The sequence below is a fragment of the Crossiella sp. CA198 genome, assembly GCF_052078295.1.
Classification (GTDB): Bacteria; Actinomycetota; Actinomycetes; order Mycobacteriales; family Pseudonocardiaceae; genus Crossiella.
Genome location: NZ_JBQJIM010000001.1, coordinates 17470 through 34139, shown reverse-complemented (window position 1 = coordinate 34139; position 16670 = coordinate 17470). Strand labels below are relative to the sequence as shown.

At 71.5% G+C, this 16670-nt stretch carries 15 protein-coding genes; 5 read left to right on the top strand and 10 right to left on the bottom strand.

Annotated elements, in window-relative coordinates; translation table 11 throughout:
- Positions 1 to 31 precede the first annotated feature (31 nt).
- Positions 32 to 1594: an alpha/beta hydrolase gene (locus ACTOWY_RS00175; RefSeq protein ID WP_441307543.1), complete on the top strand. Its 1563-nt coding sequence runs from the start codon at positions 32 to 34 to the stop codon at positions 1592 to 1594.
- A gap of 239 nt (positions 1595 to 1833) precedes the next feature.
- Here the strand turns inward: ACTOWY_RS00175 and meaB are convergent, their stop codons facing one another.
- From meaB to mutA, 3 genes are read right to left on the bottom strand one after another with little or no spacing between them, the layout of a single operon-like run.
- Positions 1834 to 2829, bottom strand: coding sequence for a methylmalonyl Co-A mutase-associated GTPase MeaB (gene meaB, locus ACTOWY_RS00170; RefSeq protein WP_441307542.1), 996 nt, complete (start codon positions 2827 to 2829; stop codon positions 1834 to 1836).
- A complete protein-coding gene (gene scpA / locus ACTOWY_RS00165; protein ID WP_441307541.1) occupies positions 2829 to 5042 on the bottom strand; it encodes a methylmalonyl-CoA mutase in 2214 nt (737 codons plus the stop codon). The genes meaB and scpA overlap by 1 nt, the downstream gene beginning before the upstream one ends.
- Positions 5042 to 6895 carry a methylmalonyl-CoA mutase small subunit gene (gene mutA / locus ACTOWY_RS00160; protein WP_441307540.1) on the bottom strand — a complete coding sequence of 618 codons (1854 nt, stop codon included), beginning with the start codon at positions 6893 to 6895 and terminating at the stop codon, positions 5042 to 5044. Before mutA ends, scpA begins: the two co-directional genes overlap by 1 nt.
- 168 nt (positions 6896 to 7063) lie before the next feature.
- Between mutA and ACTOWY_RS00155 the strand changes: the two genes are divergently transcribed.
- Both ACTOWY_RS00155 and ACTOWY_RS00150 read left to right on the top strand, forming a co-directional pair.
- Positions 7064 to 9409 carry a glycosyl hydrolase family 95 catalytic domain-containing protein gene (locus tag ACTOWY_RS00155; RefSeq protein WP_441307539.1) on the top strand — a complete coding sequence of 782 codons (2346 nt, stop codon included), beginning with the start codon at positions 7064 to 7066 and terminating at the stop codon, positions 9407 to 9409.
- Positions 9410 to 9418: 9 nt separating this feature from the next.
- Positions 9419 to 9886, top strand: a complete 468-nt coding sequence (locus tag ACTOWY_RS00150; RefSeq protein ID WP_441307538.1) for an AAA family ATPase — start codon at positions 9419 to 9421, stop codon at positions 9884 to 9886.
- Between the two features lie 62 nt (positions 9887 to 9948).
- On the opposite strand, the gene ACTOWY_RS00145 is transcribed toward ACTOWY_RS00150, so the two are convergent.
- Positions 9949 to 10395, bottom strand: a complete 447-nt coding sequence (locus ACTOWY_RS00145; protein ID WP_441307537.1) for a GNAT family N-acetyltransferase — start codon at positions 10393 to 10395, stop codon at positions 9949 to 9951.
- A gap of 87 nt (positions 10396 to 10482) precedes the next feature.
- The gene (locus ACTOWY_RS00140) at positions 10483 to 11949 is read right to left on the bottom strand and encodes an alpha/beta hydrolase (protein WP_441307536.1); all 1467 of its coding nucleotides are present in this window, start codon (positions 11947 to 11949) and stop codon (positions 10483 to 10485) included.
- 115 nt (positions 11950 to 12064) lie between these two features.
- On the opposite strand from ACTOWY_RS00140, the gene ACTOWY_RS00135 reads away from it, so the two are divergent.
- Both ACTOWY_RS00135 and ald read left to right on the top strand, forming a co-directional pair.
- Entirely contained in the window at positions 12065 to 12664 is a 600-nt protein-coding gene (locus ACTOWY_RS00135) for an FMN-binding negative transcriptional regulator (RefSeq protein WP_441307535.1), read from the top strand.
- A 91-nt stretch (positions 12665 to 12755) separates the two neighbouring features.
- Positions 12756 to 13874, top strand: coding sequence for an alanine dehydrogenase (gene ald, locus ACTOWY_RS00130; protein WP_441307534.1), 1119 nt, complete (start codon positions 12756 to 12758; stop codon positions 13872 to 13874).
- Positions 13875 to 13910: 36 nt separating this feature from the next.
- Here the strand turns inward: ald and ACTOWY_RS00125 are convergent, their stop codons facing one another.
- The 5 genes from ACTOWY_RS00125 to ACTOWY_RS00105 all read right to left on the bottom strand — a co-directional run bounded on the left by ACTOWY_RS00125 (position 13911) and on the right by ACTOWY_RS00105 (position 16660).
- Complete coding sequence (locus ACTOWY_RS00125) at positions 13911 to 14876, bottom strand: MBL fold metallo-hydrolase (RefSeq protein ID WP_441307533.1); 966 nt, start codon at positions 14874 to 14876, stop codon at positions 13911 to 13913.
- 49 nt (positions 14877 to 14925) lie between these two features.
- Positions 14926 to 15432 (bottom strand): hypothetical protein, encoded by a 507-nt coding sequence (locus tag ACTOWY_RS00120; protein ID WP_441307532.1) that lies wholly within the window; start codon positions 15430 to 15432, stop codon positions 14926 to 14928.
- Positions 15433 to 15599: 167 nt separating this feature from the next.
- Positions 15600 to 15896: a hypothetical protein gene (locus tag ACTOWY_RS00115; protein ID WP_441307531.1), complete on the bottom strand. Its 297-nt coding sequence runs from the start codon at positions 15894 to 15896 to the stop codon at positions 15600 to 15602.
- A 9-nt stretch (positions 15897 to 15905) separates the two neighbouring features.
- Positions 15906 to 16178 (bottom strand): hypothetical protein, encoded by a 273-nt coding sequence (locus ACTOWY_RS00110; RefSeq protein WP_441307530.1) that lies wholly within the window; start codon positions 16176 to 16178, stop codon positions 15906 to 15908.
- Positions 16175 to 16660, bottom strand: a complete 486-nt coding sequence (locus ACTOWY_RS00105) for a hypothetical protein (RefSeq protein ID WP_441307529.1) — start codon at positions 16658 to 16660, stop codon at positions 16175 to 16177. The genes ACTOWY_RS00110 and ACTOWY_RS00105 overlap by 4 nt, the downstream gene beginning before the upstream one ends.
- Between the last annotated feature and the right edge of the window lie 10 nt (positions 16661 to 16670).

The following is a 16670-nucleotide window of genomic DNA, read 5'->3' as shown; positions in this document are numbered from 1 at the left end:
AGCCTGCCACCGGACTTTGGGGAGATCATCAGTGCCGCGCCGTCGAGCCTCCATCAGCGTCGGCGCGATGGCCGTGGTCTCCGCACTGACCCTGGCCTCCTGCGCGGTCGGCCCCTCGGACCGGCCAGCGGTCGCGCACGACGGCGCGGCCGCCGGTGGGCCAGGACAGCCGACCACCTCCGCGCCGCGGAAGCCGATCCCGCCGCTGACCGACCCGCAGGACAGCGCACTGTCCTGGACGGACTGCACGGACACGGTCAACCGCAAACTCGGTGGCGTCAACGGCCTCCGGGTGGGCTGCGCGAAGCTGAGCACCACCCTGGACTCCCCCACCCGGCCCGGCCGGGGCAGCAACCGGGTCCAGCTGACCAAGATCGGCGACGGCAAGCAGCCCCTGGTCGTGCTCAACGACGCCCTCGGCGAGCCCGGTTCGCTGTACGCGGTGCGGCTGGCCGCGCAGCTGCCCAAGGAGATCCTGGACGTCTACCACCTGATCGGGGTTGACCGGCGCGGCACCGGCGACTCCGACGGCGTGCGCTGCGTCAACCAGCCCTCGCGCACCGCGATGGTCGGCTTCGACCCCTCGATCACCGACGCCGCCACCCTGGGCCAGCTGCTGGACACCACCAGGGACGCCGCCCAGGAATGCATGCTGGACCTGGACGAACAGCTCGGCGCCTACGACACTTGGCGAACCGCCAACGACATGAACTCGCTACGTGAGGCGCTCGGCGTGCCCCGGCTGAACGCGGTGGCCCGCGGCGACGCCTCCCGGGTGCTGACCGCCTTCGCCGAGCGGTTCAGCAACGAGGTGGGCCGGTTCGTGCTGGACGGCTCCCCCGATCCCAGCGTGGACGCGGTCGGCCAGGCCGAGGCCCGCGCCTCGGGCCTGAAGGACACCTTCGCCGCCTTCACCGCCGACTGCGCCACCCGCGGTTGCGCCCTGGGCGCCGCTCCCGACCAGGTGGTCACCGCCCTGCTGGACAAGCTGCGCACCCAGCCGGTGCGCGGCCCCCGCCTCACCTTCCAGGCGGGAACGGCGTTGCGGGCCATCGCCGCCGGCCTGGCCGACCGCCCCCGCTGGCCCGAGCTGGCCGACGCCATCCTCAAGGCCAGGGACGGCGACGTCAGCGGCCTGGAAACCTTCGTCATCCCACTGTGGAACGGCCCCGACCGCGACATGATCAGACTCGACGGCGGCCTGGTGACCACCTGCAACGACACCACCACCCGGGTCGACCCGGCCCGCGCGGCCACCCTGGCCCAGGAGTGGTCGGCCAAGTACCCGATCTTCGGCGCGATGAGCGCGCACGAGCTGGCCTGGTGCATGCCCTGGCCCGTTCCCGCCCAGCCGCTGCCGGTGCCGAGGGCGCCCGAGGCTCCGCCGATGCTGGTGCTGGGCACGGAAAAGGACGCGATCACCCCGTTGCCCGGGACGACGAAGACGGCGGAGGCGCTGGCCTCGGCCGTGCAGGTCAACTGGCAGGGCGCGGGCCACGGCGCGTTCGCGAAATCGGCGTGTGTGAACGAGGCGAGCAGGCTGTTCCTGGTTGAGGGCAAGGCCCCGACGAACGGAACGGTGTGCCCCCCGTGATCGGGTGGCACACCGTTCGGCTCGGTTGATCAGCAGTCGGTTTGGTCAGCAGTTGGGGCAGCAGTTGTCCCCGCAGCCGGTGCACTTGGCGCAACAACCACAACCTGCCATAGCAGCCTCCGATGATCGCATGCTGTGCCTGCTCAACTACGGTAAGCAACTTTCGTGTTCAGTTCGTACCGCCAGCAGCGTGATGGATGAGCACAAACCGGTGACGTCGGCAGCGGCGAAACTCACCGCTATCCCTGCTCCCCGGCCTGAAAAGTCTCCAGAATCCGTTGTGCCGCCTGGGCCGGAGTCATCGTGCCCTCGGCCACCTGGCTCGTCAGCTTCGGCGCCAGCTCCCGCACCCCCGGATGCCCATGCAGATCATGCAGCAACCGGTCATGCACCATCGCCCAGGTCCACCCCAGCAACTGGTTGCGCCGCTTGGCATCCAGGTCGCCGCTGGCCGAAAGCTGATCCCGGTGCCGGATCACCTGGGCCCACACCTCGTCCACGCCTTGGTTGTCGCGGGCGCTGCAGGTGAGAACCGGTGTGTCCCAAGTGGAATCCGGGGCGCGCAACAGCCGGAGCGCACCCGCGAGTTCCCGGGCGGCGCGGGTGGCTTCCTTGGCGTGGTCGCCGTCGGCCTTGTTCACCGCGATGACGTCGGCGAGTTCCAGGACGCCCTTTTTGATGCCCTGCAACTGGTCGCCGGTGCGGGCCAGGGTCAGCAGCAGGAAGGTGTCGACCATGTCGGCGACGGTGACCTCGGACTGGCCCACGCCCACGGTTTCCACCAGCACCACGTCGTAACCGGCGGCCTCCATCACCACGATGGTCTCGCGGGTCGCTTTCGCCACTCCGCCAAGGGTTCCGGCGGTGGGGCTGGGGCGGACGAAGGCGTTCGGGTCGGCGGAGAGGCGGGTCATCCTGGTCTTGTCGCCCAGGATGCTGCCGCCGCTCTTCGTCGAGGACGGGTCGACCGCCAGTACCGCGACGCGGTGGCCCTGGGCGGTGAGGCTGCTGCCCAGGGCGTCGATGAAGGTGGACTTGCCCGCGCCGGGGACGCCGGTGATGCCTGCCCGCCTGGCCTTGCCCGCGTGCGGTTGCAGTTCGGTGAGCAGGGTCTGCGCGGCCACCCGGTGGTCGGCACGCCTGGACTCGACCAGGGTCACCGCGCGGGCGACCCAGGCCCGGTCGCTCGCGAGCACTCCTTCGGCGTACGCGCCGATGTCGATGGGACCGCGCATCAGCTCTGCTGGCGGTCGGACAGGACCTGCAGCAGGTCCATGGCGGCGTCGGCGATCACCGTGCCCGGCGGGAAGATCGCGGCGGCCCCGGCGGCCCGCAGCTCGTCGAAGTCCTGGGGCGGGATCACGCCGCCGACCACGATCAGGATGTCCTCGCGGCCCAGCGTCTCCAGTTCCTGGCGCAGGGCGGGCACCAGGGTCAGGTGCCCGGCGGCCAGGCTGGACACGCCCACGATGTGCACGTCGGCCTCGATGGCCTGCAGCGCGACCTCGGCGGGGGTCTGGAACAGCGGGCCCACGTCCACGTCGAAGCCCAGGTCGGCGAAGGCGGTCGCGATGACCTTCTGGCCGCGGTCGTGCCCGTCCTGGCCCATCTTGGCGACCAGGATCCGCGGCCTGCGGCCCTCGGCCTCCTCGAACGCCTCGGCGGCCTTGCGGGTGCGGTCGATGTTGCTCACCGCCCCGGCCTCCTCCCGGTACACCCCGGAGATCACCCTGATCTGCCCGGAATGCCTACCGTAGACCTTCTCCAGCGCGTCGGAGATCTCGCCGACGGTGGCCTTGGCCCTGGCCGCGTTGATGGCCAGTGCCAACAGGTTCTGTTCCAGGCCCGGTCCGCGCCTGCCCTCACGGGCGTCGCCCGCCGCCTTGGTCAAAGCGTCCAAAGTGGACTGGGTTTCGACGCTGTCGCGTTCCGCGCGCAGCCGGCGCAGCTTCTCCACCTGCTGGGCGTACACGCCCGCGTTGTCCACCTTGAGCACCTCGATCGCCTCATCCGCGGTCACCCGGTACTTGTTGACCCCGATCACCGGCTGCCGCCCGGAGTCGATCCGCGCCTGGGTGCGGGCCGCGGCCTCCTCCACCCGCAGCTTCGGAATGCCCTCGTCGATGGCCTTGGCCATCCCACCGGCGGCCTCGACCTCCTCGATGTGGCTCCACGCGCGGCGGGCCAGGTCGTAGGTGAGGCGCTCCACGTAGTTGCTGCCGCCCCACGGGTCGATCACCCGCGTGGTGCCGGATTCCTGTTGCAGCAGCAGCTGGGTGTTGCGGGCGATGCGCGCGGAGAAGTCGGTGGGCAGCGCCAGCGCCTCGTCCAAAGCGTTGGTGTGCAAGGACTGCGTGTGACCCTGGGTGGCCGCCATCGCCTCCACGCAGGTGCGCACCACGTTGTTGAACACGTCCTGCGCGGTCAGCGACCAGCCCGAGGTCTGCGAATGCGTGCGCAGGGAAAGGGATTTGGCGTTCTTCGGGTCGAACTGCTTGACCAGCCGCGCCCACAGCAGGCGGGCGGCGCGCAGCTTGGCGACCTCCATGAAGAAGTTCATGCCGATGGCCCAGAAGAAGCTCAGCCGCGGCGCGAACGCGTCGATGTCCAGCCCGGCGTCCCGGCCCGCGCGCAGGTACTCCACCCCGTCGGCCAGGGTGTAGGCCAGCTCCAGGTCGGCGGTGGCCCCGGCCTCCTGGATGTGGTAGCCGGAGATGGAGATCGAGTTGTACCGGGGCATCTTCTGCGAGGTGAAGGAGAAGATGTCGGAGATGATCTGCATCGAGGGCTGCGGCGGGTAGATGTAGGTGTTGCGGACCATGAACTCCTTGAGGATGTCGTTCTGGATGGTCCCGGCCAGCTGCTCCGGCGCCACCCCCTGCTCCTCGGCGGCCACGATGTAGAGCGCCAGCACGGGCAGCACCGCGCCGTTCATGGTCATCGACACGCTCATCTTGTCCAGCGGGATGCCGTCGAAGAGCTGCCGCATGTCATAGATCGAGTCGATCGCCACGCCCGCCATGCCGACATCGCCGGGCACCCGGGGGTGATCGCTGTCGTAACCGCGGTGGGTGGGCAGGTCGAAGGCCACCGACAGGCCCTTCTGCCCTGCGGCCAGGTTGCGGCGGTAGAAGGCGTTGGACTCCGCGGCGGTGGAGAAACCCGCGTACTGGCGGATGGTCCAGGGCTGGTTGACGTACATGGTCGGGTACGGCCCGCGCAGGTACGGCGCCATGCCGGGGTAGGTGCCCAGGAAGTCCAGGTCGGCGGTGTCCGCGGCGGTGTAGAGCGGGTTGACCGTGATGCCCTCGGGCGTCTCCCACACCAGGTTCCCGGCGTCCTTGCCGGTGGACTCGGTGAGCGCGGAACGCCAGCCCGCCGGATCGGTGGCGGCGGCCGGACTGCCCAGCTCGACCTGGCCGAAGTCCGGGATCAGGTTGCGCGGCATCAGAAAGCCACCCCCAGTTCGGAGAGCGTGCCGCGGAGGACGCCCAGCGCGTCACACCCGGCGAAGATGTAGTCGTCGATTCCCGCGGCCTTGTCGCTCTCGACCCGCTCACCGGGCTTGCCCGCGAGCCAGATCCGTTGCGCGCCAGCGGCTTTCAGCGCCTCGGCGATCGGGGCGGCGTGCTCGGCGTAGGCCTTGTCGTTGCCGCATAGGCACACCACGCTCGCGCCGCTGTCCTTGAAGGCGGCCGCGATCTGCGCGGCGTCGGTGCCCGGTCCGCTGTCCGGGGTGGCGATACCGCCTGCCTGGAACAGGTTTCCGGCGAAGGTGGACCGCGCGGTGTAGGCCGCCACCGCACCGATGGTGGCCAGGAAAACCGTCGGCCGTTGCGGCGCGTTGTCCGCCGCGGTGCGCAGGTCCTCGAAGTCCTGGGCGTAGCGCACCCTCGGCAGACCGCCGGTGCGCGGGGCCGGGTTCGGCTGCCGCACGGGTAGCTTCTCGGTCAGGTTCGGGAACTCGCTGACGCCGGTGATCGCGTCCTTGCGGTGCGCGATCCGCTTGGCGCGCTTGGCCTGGGTGGCGCTCAGCCGGGACTCGATCAGCCCGTCGGCCAGCGCGGCCTCGAACCCGCCCGCGCGCTCGATCTCGGTGAAGAAGGCCCAGGCCGCGGTGGCCAGGTCCTCGGTGAGCCGCTCCACGTACCAGGAGCCACCGGCCGGGTCGATCACCCTGGCCACGTGCGACTCCTCCACCAGCAGCGTCTGGGTGTTGCGGGCGATCCGGCGGGCGAAGTCGTCCGGCAGTCCGAGGCAGGCGTCAAAGGGTTGCACGGTAACGGAATCCGCGCCGCCGACGCCTGCGCCGAAGCAGGCCAGCGTGGTGCGCAGCATGTTCACCCACGGGTCGCGGGCGGTCATCATCGCGGTGGAGGTCACCGCGTGCTGCCGCTGCGCCGGTGCGCCCGCCTGGCAGACCTCGCCTACCCTGGCCCACAGCCTGCGGGCGGCGCGGAACTTGGCGATGGTCAGGAACTGGTCCGCGGTGGCGGCGTAGCGGAACTCCAGCTGGCCGAAGGCGGCGTCGATGTCCAGCCCGGCCTCGGTGAGCGCACGCAGGTAGGCGGTGGCCACGGCCAGCGAGGCGCCCAGCTCCTCCGCGTCCGAACCGCCCGCGTCGTGGAAGACGGTGCCGTCCACGGTCAGCGCGCGCAGCCCCGGGTATTTCGCGGCGACCCTGGCGGCCAGCGCCGCGGCGGCGGCCACGTCGGTGTCCGCGCCGGTGCGGGCCCGCAGGCCGAGCGGGTCGGCGCCCAGGTTGCCGGTGAGTTCGCTGTCGGCCATCCCGCGCCGCGTCGCCAGCGCGAACAGCGCCTCGGCCGCGGCCTCGGTCTCCGCCCCCGCGTCCAGCACGATCGGCGCCAGATCCAGGTACACCCCGTCCAACACCTGGGGCAGCGCGGCGATCGGCAGCGCGTCCCCGCCCAGGGTCAGCCAGAGTGAGCTGACCCCGCTCTCCAGATCGGCCAGCACGGCCTCGCGGGCGGTGGCCGGATCGGGGTGGCTGTGCCGCTGCCGGATGTCCCAGCCGCCGGCGACCGCGCCCTCCGGCCTGCTGCCCCTGGTGTAGGGCGCCAGACCGGGCAGGCCGGTCTCGGGGGCGGCGTCATCCCGGGTGTAGAGCGGGTTGACCTTGATGCCGTCATAGGTGGTGCGAGAGAGCCTGGATTCCGGGAACTCCGGCAGCTCTGTCACGCCGGATTTGCGGAGCACGCCCGCGACCAGCTCACGCCACTGCTCCAGCCCAGGCTGCGGGAACTCCGCGGCCAGGGAGAGCTGCTCGCCAGGCAACGTCATGCAGCGGATCGTAGTCAGGATGCGCCGCCTGAAACCCCTAGTCGTGGGCCGACCCACCCCTGACTTTTTCAGTCATCGGATGACTGGGGTGCGGTTCAGGTCCGTGAACTGGGAATACCCCAAACGAATCCTGCCCAAGTTCGGGTAAACATCGTATGATTCGCCCCCATGTCACCCCTTTCCAGGCGACGTTTCCTACACCGTGGTTCGGCCGCCGCCGGACTCGTGACTCTCGGCGCAGGCTGGACCAGCGCCGCGACCACCGCATGGGCCGAACCCTCCGCCGAAGCGTTCAGGCCCAAGAACGTGCACCGCGACATCGCCAGGGACGCCCGCATGCTCTGGCGGAAACTCCCCGGCAGCTGGCAGGACGCCCCGTTCCTGGCCAACGGCTTCCTCGGCGTGCAGGTCTACCGCGGCGCGACCGCGAACCAGTTGCGGTTCATGCTCAGCCACAGCGAGGTGCAGGACCAGCGTCCCCAGTGGGAGGCCGCGGTCGGCCTGTCCCGGCTGCCGATCGGCTACCTGACGCTGACCCTGGCCGGCGAGATCACCGCGGTGGACTGGCAGCTGGACCTGTGGGACGCCGAGTTGTCCGGCACGGTCACCACCACCGCGGGCAGCCTGCGCTTCCGCGCGCTGGTGCACAACGACCGGGGCGTGCTGCTGGTCTCGCTGACCCCGAACGCGGGTGAGGAGGCGGCCGCGTGGGGCTTCACCGCCATGCCCTCCAAGACCACCCGCCAGATCCGCATCCCACCCGACTACACCGCCAACCCGGACCCGCGCACCGGCAGCTCCACCGGGGTGTCCTTTGTGGAGCAACCACTGCACGCGGGCGGCGGCTACACCACCGCCTGGCAGGAGAAGCGGATCGGCACCACCCGGCTGCTGGCCGCCACCGTGGCCTACGGCTTCCCGCGCAAGACCTCCACCGGGGACGCGGTCACCGCGGTCCGGCACGCCCTGCTGCTCGGCCTCGACCCGCTGGTCTTCGCGCACCGCGCGTGGTGGCACCGGTTCCACACCCGCAGCCTGGTCTCGGTGCCGGACAAGTGGGTGCAGCGGTTCTACTGGATCCAGCTGTACAAGATGGCCTGCGCCACCAGGGAGAACGCCCCGGTCACCAGTGAGTGGGGCCCGTGGTTCCCCGAGGGCGGCGGCAGCTGGACCGCGGTCTGGTGGAACCTGAACGTGCAGATCACCTATCCGTTCGCGGGCATCGCCAACCACCCCGAACTGGACGCGGTGACCGCCACCTTCCGCAAGCACCACCAGAACCTCGAGTTCTCCGTGCCGCCTGAGCTGCGCGACGGCGAGACCTACGCGCTGGCCCACCCCGGCGACCGCACCCTGCGCTCCGGCGGTCCGAAGCTGGGCGCGCAGATCCCCGGCAACGCCACCGTCGGCCGCCCCGGCACCTCCACCAAGACCGACCAGACCGGCAACCTGATCTGGGGCCTGCACAACGTCTGGCTCAGCTACCGGCACAGCATGGACCGCCGGATCCAGCGCGAGGTGCTGTACCCGTTGCTGCGCAAGGCACTCAACTTCTACCTGCACTTCCTCAAGCCCGGCGCGGACGGCCTGCTGCACCTGCCGCTGACCCGCTCACCCGAGTTCGCCGACGCGGTGGACGCCACCTACGACCTGTCCCTGATCCGCTGGGCCGCCCGCACCCTGCTGGAGACCACCACCGAACTGCGGATCGAGGACCCACTGGCGCCGCGCTGGCGGGAGGTGCTGGCGAAACTGGTTCCGTACCACCGCGGTGAGCAGGGTGTGCTGGTCGGCGAGGGCGTCACGCTCAGCGGCTCGCACCGGCACTTCTCGCACCTGCTGTGGTTCCACCCACTGCGCGAGATCAGCTGGGAGACCGGCGACCGCGACCTGATCCGCCGCACCTTCGAGCACTGGACGCACGACCGCTCGGCCTGGGCCGGGTACAGCTACCCGGCGGCGGCGATGATGTCCGCGCTGATGGGCGAGCCGGACCAGGCCATCGGCCACCTCCGGCACCTCCTGGACGGCAACGTGATCGGCGTGGCCAGGCTGACCCCCAACACCATGTACGTGGAGGGCAACAACCTGGCCCTGGAAAGCCCGCTGTCCGCGGCCGAATCCGTGCTGCACCTGTTGCTGGACAGCGGATCCGGCGTGCTCAAGGTCTTCCCCGCGGTCCCGGCGGCCTGGCGCGAGGCCGCCTTCGACAGCCTGCGCGCCCAGGGCGCCTTCCTGGTGGACGCCTCCCGCCGCGACGGTGCCACCGAATGGGTCCGCGTGCACAGCGAGGCGGGCGAACCACTGGTCCTGGAACACGGCATCCCCGGCGACCTGGACGTCCGCACGCCGCTGGGCCGCAGGCTCCAGTGGCGTCAGGTGGCCCCCGGCCGGATCTCGGTGGCCCTGCGCCGCGGCGAGACGGCGATCATCACCCGGCGCGGGCACCAGCCGGACCTGCGTCCGCGCGATGTGCCAGCCAACGCCGCCGCCCCGCAGTGGGGGCTGCCCTAACCTGGGAATATGGCGAAGGTCCTGATCACCGGCATGTCCGGCACCGGCAAGTCCAGCGCGCTCGAACTGCTGGCCGCGCAGGGACAACGCACCGTCGACACCGACACCGAGCAGTGGAGCCACTGGGTGCCGGATGCGGACGGCGAACCGGACTGGGTGTGGCGAGAGCAGGCCATCACCGAACTGCTGACCGGCCACGGGGAGGGCAACCTCTTCGTGGCCGGCTGCAAGTCCAACCAGGCCGACTTCTACCCGCTCTTCGACCACATCGTGCTGCTGTCCGCCCCCGCCGAGGTGCTGCTGGCCCGGATCGCGGCCCGCGGCACCAATCCCTACGGCAAAACCCCGGCGGAACGCGCCGCGATCCTGGAGCACCTGGCCTTTGTCGAACCGCTGCTCCGCGAGTCGGCCACGCTGGAGATCAACACCACCGTGCCACTGGCGGAAGTGGTGCGACAGCTGGCATCTCTCACCTGATCGTGCGACAAATCCGCCAACCTTGCCCGCCTGGCACAGCGCAGGCTGGCCACATGCCACCGCTAACCCGCACCCACCCGGACCATCACCCGCTCCAGCACACCCTCGTCCTCGAAGGTCCCGGTCTCGACGAACCCGTGCCGCCGGTACAGCGCGGCCGCACTCTCGTTGTCCGCCATCACATCCAGCGTGACCCGGTGCCCGCCACGCTCCGCCGCCCACCGGAGCACCGCCTCGATCAGCGCGTCCCCGACCCCGCGGCCGCGGGCGAACGGAGCGACCCACATCGAGCGCAGCTTGACCGTCCCGGCCTCGACCACGGTCGCGCTGACCATCCCGGCGTCCCGGCCGTCCAGTTCCGCGACCAGGTTCAGGTCCGCCTCGGCCAGCCGCCCTGCCCAGCGTGCCGCGGGCACCTGCGACCACTCCGCCAGCTTCGTGCCGAACGCCTGCGGCGCTTCGGTCAGCGCGGCCAGCCGCAGTTCCCGCCACCGTGGCCAGTCCGTCACGGCCAACTCCACCAGTCCGATCATGACCCCTGACCCTCGTCCAGCCCCGGACCGGCGGCAACCCGATTTCCGCCCAGCGCGGTCAGCTCACCGGCAGGTCAGGCCCTCCGCCGGCAACGCCCCGGTCACCAGGTACTCCGTCACCGGCCGGTCCACGCAACGGTTGCCCTGTAGGTAGATCGTGTGCTGGTCCGCCTCGAAGGTGAGCAGTCGCGCGCGCAGTGCCTCCGCCAGCTTGATCCCCCAGGCATGCGGGGTGGCGGGGTCGCCCGTGCTCGACACCACCACCACCGGCGGCAGGCCGTCGACCTTCGGGCGGTGCGGGGTGGAGGTGTGCGGGACGGCCCAGAACGCGCAGGTGTCCAGCACCGCGGGGTCGCCCTTGAGCTTGCCGCGGTCCTTGGTCGGGGGTGAGTCCACGCAGTTCACCGCGGTGAGGGCGGCCTGGCTGGCGTCGTAACCGCCGTCCGGGCGGCGGCCGAGGAACTCGTCGGCGGCGGCCAGCAGGTCGGTGCCGTCGCCCGCCTTGAGCGCGTCCAGGGCCTCGGTCAGCCGGGGCCAGTTGGCCGAGGAGTAGAGGAGGTGGTCCACCGCGCCGGAGACGTCGTCGGCGGAGAGTTTGCGGTCGCCGACCGGGAGCGGGCGGGTGCGCAGGGGTGTGGTCAGGGCGTCCAGGCGGTCCTGGGCCTTGGCGGGGCTGGTGCCGACCGGGCAGCCCTGGCGGGCGGCGCAGTCCTTGGCGTAGCTACGGAAGGTGGCCGCGAAGCCCTCACCCTGTTCCGAACCCGAGGCAACCCCGTCCAGCTCGAAGGAGGAGGCGCCATCGAGGACCATCGCCCGCACGTTGCCGGGGTAGGCCTCGGCGTAGGCGGTGCCGATCTGGGTGCCGTAGGAGAAGCCGACGTAGTTCAGCTTGTGCTCGCCCAGCGCGGCACGCAGCAGGTCCAGGTCGCGCACCACCTCGCGGGTGCCCAGGTTGGCCAGTTCGGTGCGGCCGGTGCGTTCGGCGCACTTGTCCGCGAGGTCCTTGTTGCGGGCCTCCATCCGGGCCACACCGTCCGGAGTGGACAGATCGAGGTACTCCAGGCGTTGCGCGTCCTGTTCCGGGCCGGTCAGGCAGCGCAGCACCGGTTCGGAGGCGCCCACGCCCCTGGGGTCGAAGCCGATCAGGTCGAACCGGGCGGACACCTCGTCGCCGCGCTGCGCCAGGGTGCCGCCGAGTTCGGCGAGCTGGGCCATGCCGGAGGCGCCGGGTCCGCCGAAGTTGAACACCAGCGCGCCGATCCGGCGGTCCGGGTCGGTGGCGCGCTGGCGGAGCAGGCCGATGCGGATCTTGCGGCCCGCCGGGCTGGCGTGCTCCAGCGGGACCTCCAGCGCGGCGCAGTCCAGCGAGCGGCGGTCGAAGGCGGCCTTGCGCCCGGGGTCACCGGCGAACGGCGCGCAGTCGCCCCAGACGAGGCCCTTGGCGGTGGTGACCGCCGGAGCCGGTGCCGGTGTGGCGCAGGCCACGCAGGCGAAGGCCAGCAACACGAAAAGCGGCAGACGTCTGTCCATATCGGACAGTCTTCGGTCCGGCACGCACGCCCGGCAAGTGCACGCGGCGGACTCTCACCACATCAGCACAGGAGTCGAACAACCCAGCCGTGTGGCCCTCCGAACGGGCGAGTGAGTGGCCCTGTCCCGGCACGACTTCGGCGAGCTGATCGCGCCCGGCCGCGGCCGGGACCTGCCGGTGGTCCTGCCCACCCACTTCACCTACGCCGACCCGGCCACCGTCTGGCTGCACCTGGCCCGGCCCAACGCGGTCTGGGACGCGCTCACCGAGCACCCGCGCTGCCTGCTGGTGGTCACCGGCGAGATCGCCTACGTGCGCGCCGACTGGAACTCCGCGCCCGAGGCCGACCCGGCCCTGGGCGTGCCCACCTCCGACTACGCCACCGTGCAGCTCGAATGCGATGTCCGGATCGAGGACCAGCCCGCGGCCAAGGCGGCCACCCTGCGCCGCCAGCTCGCGCACTTCGAGCCGGACGGCGCACGCACCCCGGTCTCCGCCACCGAGAACCCCGACCGGCGGCTGCTGCCCGGCATCCGGGGCCTGGAGCTGACCGTCACCGGGGTGCGGGCGAAGTTCAAGTTCGGCGACAACAAGCCGGTCGAGCAGCGCGAACGGGTGGCGACAAGATTCACTCAGCGTGAGTCCCCCGGGGACCTCGCGGTGGCGGATCGAGTGCTCCGTAGGAGTGATGGTTGTCCGATCAGCACTAAGTGATCATGGAATGTTGTCGGCGGATGCCAATGACGCACGCCACGCGGGGGCCTGACCATCGGTTTAGCCGCAGTCACCCACGAGGAGTCTTGCCATGAGGATCGGCGTTCCCCGCGAAGTGAAGAACCACGAGTACCGAGTCGCGATCACTCCGGCCGGTGTGCTCGAGTTGGTCCGTCATGGCCATGAGGTCTTCATCGAGCATGACGCGGGAGCCGGTTCGGCCATCGCGGACGCGGAATACGTTGGAGCGGGCGCCAAGGTGCTGCCCACCGCCGACGAGGTGTGGGCCAGCGCGGACATGGTGCTCAAGGTCAAGGAGCCCATCGCGGAGGAATACCACCGCATGCGGCCCGGCCAGCTGCTCTTCACCTACCTGCACCTGGCCGCGGACCGCGCCTGCACCGACGCGCTGCTGGAGCGCAAGGTCACCGGTGTCGCCTACGAGACCGTGCAGCTGCCCTCCGGCGCGCTGCCGCTGCTCGCCCCGATGTCCGAGGTCGCCGGTCGCCTGGCCACCCAGGTCGGCGGCGAGACCCTGATGAAGTCCCGCGGCGGCCGCGGCGTGCTGCTGGGCGGCGTGCCCGGCGTGCACCCGGCCAAGGTGACCGTGCTCGGCGCGGGCGTCTCCGGCATGAACTCGATCGCGATCGCGGTCGGCATGGGCGCCGACGTCACCGTGCTGGACCTGTCCGTGGACAAGCTGCGCGCGGCCGACTCCTACTACCAGGGCCGCCTGACCACCGTGGTGTCCAACGCCTACGAGGTCGAGCGCGCGGTGCTGGAGGCCGACCTGGTGGTCGGCGCGGTGCTGGTGCCCGGCGCCAAGGCGCCCAAGCTGATCAGCAACGACCTGGTCAAGCGGATGAAGCCGGGCGCGGTGCTGGTGGACATCGCCATCGACCAGGGCGGCTGCTTCGAGGACTCCCGGCCGACCACGCATGCCGAGCCGACCTTCCCGGTGCACGACACCCAGTTCTACTGCGTGGCGAACATGCCCGGCGCGGTGCCGCGGACCTCGACCTTCGCCCTGACCAACGTGACCCTGCCGTACGCGATCGCGCTGGCCAACAAGGGCTGGCAGCGCGCCCTGTCCGAGGACGCCTCGCTCGCCCTTGGCCTGAACACCCACGACGGCCTGCTGACCAACGCCGGTGTCGCCGAAGCGCACGACCTGCCGCTGACCGCGATCGCCGACGTCCTGGCCGGCTGACCACCTCAGCCCGGCTTTTCTGGTCCCAGCTCCTAGCTAACTTCCCTGGAGCTGGGACCAGACCTCTTGGTCCCGGTCCGCGGTCCAGATCACCGGTCGTTCCACGCCGGACAGCTCGTCCCACAGCCTGGCCACGTTGAACGGCAGGCAGTGCTCGAAGATCGGCCAGCCGCCGTAGCGCCCGGCCAGTGCGGCGTGCGCGGCGTCGAATGCCTCCTTGAGACTGCCGTTGCGCACATGCGCGGCGGCCACCTGGGCCTGCAGCACCTGCAGGAAGTGCCGGGTCTGCGCGATCGCGGCGTCCACCGCCACCCGGCCGCGGGCCACCGCGCCCCGCCCGCCCACCAGCACCTCGGCCCGCAACGCGGCCACAGTGTCCAAAGTGGACGATGCCCAGTCCCGGTGGTAGGCGTCCCCGGTGTAGAGCGCGGCCTGGGACTCCACCAGGTCACCGGCGAACAGGATCCGCTGCCGCGGCAGCCAGGCCACCAGATCGCCCTCGGTGTGGCCGCGGCCGCAGTAGCGTAGTTCCAGATCGCCGCGGTCGCCGCCGAGCGGGATGGTGAGCCGGTCGGAGAAGGTCAGCGTCGGCCAGGTGAGCCCGGGGATGGTCTCGGGTTCCTGGAACAGCCGGGGCATCCGGGCGAACTCCGAGGCCCAGTCCGCCTCCCCGCGCTCGGCGATCAGCGCCCTGGTGTGCTCGTGCGCCACCACCACCGGCGCCGCGAAGGCGCTCGCGCCGAGCACCCGCACCGCGTGATAGTGGCTGAGCACCAGGTACCGCACCGGTTTGTCGGTGTGCTCGCGCAGCCGGGCCAGCCAGCGCCGGGCCGCCGCGGGCGTGGCCATGGCCTCGAAGCAGACCAGGAAGTCCTCGCCCTCGATCGCACCCACGTTGGGATCCCCGGCGGCGGTGAGCGCGTACACGCCCTCCCCGAGCACCTCCAGGGTCTGTTCCTTGGGCGCCAGGTCGGCGGCGGAGGCGAACGGCTTGCCGGACATGCGGACCTCCCTGCTCAGCATCCGAGCCGCAGCCTAGGGGACACGCCCCCTATCCCGGTGTCCGCCAACGGGGCCGAGGTGGACGACCGGCGGCCACCCACGAGGGCAACTGCACCCGCCCTTCACCCGGCCAGCGAAGCTCGCCGGAGTCCAGCCACTCCACCCGCCCGGCCCAGCGCGGTTCCACCCGGTCCGGGTACACGCACAGCACCGCCAGCCAGTCCTCCGCCCAGACCAGCCACCGCCGCCCCGGTCCGTTCGCCGCGGCTGCGAACTCCACACCGGCCTGCTCCGGCTCACCGCGCACCCAGGTCAGGTACACCGGCCGCGGTCGCCGGAACACCCGGCCCATCAGCCAGCTCGCCAGCCCCATCAGCAGGTGCGGTTCGTGATCGAGCAGCGTTTCGGCGGCCCAGCCGTCCTGGCTCTGCCCCGGCTGCGACTCACGGTCCCGCCGCCCGGGCAACCGGTGCTGGAACTCAAGGTCGCTGACCTCGACCACCCGCACCGGCCCCGGCCAGTCCTGGGCCCACTCGCGCACCTGCCGCTCAGACACCCAGCACCCGCTGCTCAGCCCCGACACCCTCGGGCACGACACCCGCCACCACCAAGCCCCCCAACGCCACCCTCCCCAGCCGGTCAACTCCCCAGTCACCGGCAAGGACACCGGCGCTCCCGCGAAGGTTGCCGCGGCAGCCCTCCACCCAGGCCCGCGCCGGCGGCTCAGCCGTCCAGGGTGCCCGCGGGCAGCCGCACCCGGGAGCCGTCGGCCCAGCGCAACGTGCGCCGCTCGATCACCGGCGCCGACTCCCCCTCGCCCTGCCACAACGGCCGGCACCACCTGGGCCGGACGTGCAGCAACGCCATCCGCCGCCCGGCCCACACCAGCCACACGTCGTCCTGCCGGTTCGCCGCGTCCGCGAACCGCACCCCCAGCTGCCGGGTCCGGCCGAGCACGGTCGCGATCCGCCGCGCCACCTTCCGCCGGACCAGCCGCATCAGCAGCCAGACCAGCCGCACCCCCAGCAGCTACACCCACAGCACCGCCGAGACCACCGCCGCGACCAGAAGCTCACCCAGTCCACCGGCCTCACCCAGCGGCGCGGCCACGATCTCCTCCGCGCTGCTGGATCCGGGCTGGCCGGGATTGCGCACCGACCCGTCCACCCGCCGCCCGCGCACGTGGTACCGGAACCGCAGCTCCCCCAGCGGCACCGCCCGCGCGTCCTGCCCCCATTCCCGGAGCGCCCACTCCCCGGCCTCCGCCGCCCGCCGGGCCATCCTGGTTCCGGGCTCGGTCACCGCGCTGGCTGCCGGATCCGGGCTTTCTCCGCGCGATTCGGCGGCAGCACCACCCGCCCACCGTCCGGCCAGATCACCGCGAACTTCCTGTCCCCGAACTGCGCTGGCCCCGACCACAGCACCCGCCCGTCCGCCTGGGCGAGCAACACCTGCCCACCACCCCAGGCCACCCAGACCCGCCGCGCCCGTCGCGCGAGGTCGGCGAACTCGATCGCGGGCGACCCGGGCGGCGCGGTCACCGTGCCCCGCCGCAGGTCGATGTCCCCGTCCCCGTCCAGCACGAGCTGCACCAGCACGCCCCCGAACCGCAGCAGGTTCCAGAAGAACCGCCGGATCAGCCGCTTCCCGGTCACCGTGCCATCCGGCCGCCGTCCCTTGACCCGGTACTCCGGCCGCACCTTGGCGATGTAGACCACATCCACCGGCGCCCGCCACTGCGCGGCCGCCTGCGCGCGCACCCGTTCCCGAACAGCCTCAACCATGCGAACCCCC